Annotated in this window: 1 protein-coding gene; it reads left to right on the top strand. The window is 50.0% G+C overall.

Going from position 1 to position 236, the window contains the following annotated elements; genetic code table 11:
- A partial coding sequence (locus KVT34_RS31145; RefSeq protein WP_302695796.1) for an MBOAT family O-acyltransferase occupies window positions 1-236 on the top strand: 236 nt, incomplete at both ends.

The raw sequence follows: 236 nt of genomic DNA, 5'->3' as shown, positions 1-236 counted from the left end.
TCATTGATGCGCAGTTCTTCGCCTACTTCTTCGGCAAAGACGGCCAAGCCAAAGTGATCGACCACATGAACTACATTTTGTTCGTTCCCACGTTTTCTTCGGGGCCGATTTTAAAGTTCCGGGACTTCATGGCCGATGTAAAAGTGCCGATCAAGGTGGATGCGACCCAGTTTGAGGCGGGGGTGAAGCGGATTATTTTGGGCCTTTTCAAAAAAGTCGTCGTGGTCGTCTGGATG

The sequence above is a fragment of the Paenibacillus sp. GbtcB18 genome (genome assembly GCF_019091125.1).
In the GTDB taxonomy this organism is placed as follows: Bacteria; Bacillota; Bacilli; order Paenibacillales; family NBRC-103111; genus Paenibacillus_F; species Paenibacillus_F chitinolyticus.
This window is presented reverse-complemented; position numbering and strand designations above follow the sequence as displayed.